This window comes from Granulosicoccus sp. 3-233 (assembly GCF_052681095.1).
Genome location: NZ_JBQYLE010000065.1, coordinates 1 through 529, shown reverse-complemented (window position 1 = coordinate 529; position 529 = coordinate 1). Strand labels below are relative to the sequence as shown.

1 protein-coding gene is annotated in these 529 nt (G+C 53.9%); it reads left to right on the top strand.

Annotated features, from left to right (window positions below):
• Window positions 1-529, top strand: a 529-nt coding sequence (locus ACUNV4_RS30465; RefSeq protein ID WP_430882444.1) for a recombinase family protein, incomplete at both ends; no start/stop codon positions are given.

The window sequence follows — 529 nt, the reverse complement described above, 5'->3', positions numbered from 1 at the left end:
TGGGTTGGTCCAGTGAGCGGATACACGTTATTGACAGCGATCTTGGGCAGTCCGGTGCGCAGAGCACAGGTCGAGACGGGTTTGCACATCTGGTCAGTGAGGTGGCGATGGGTCATGTGGGCATTGTGCTGGGGTTGGAAGTCTCGCGATTGGCGCGCAACAATGCAGACTGGCATCGCTTGCTAGAGCTTTCAGCCATGTCAAACACGCTGATTCTGGATGAGGACGGCGTGTATGATCCCACACAGTTCAATGATCGATTACTGCTCGGACTAAAGGGTGCAATGAGTGAAGCCGAGTTGCATGTGCTCAAGGCTCGGCTGCAAGGGGGTATTCGCAACAAGGCAAAACGCGGAGAGCTCGAATTGCCTCTCCCCATCGGATTTGTTCATCAACAAGACAAGACCGTCACTCTCGACCCTGATGCGCAAATCCAGCATTCAATTCGCTGGATCTTTGAGACGTTCCGCCATACAGGCTCTGCAATGGCCGTCATGAAGCGTTTCAAAAGCGAAGGGCTCGAGTTTCC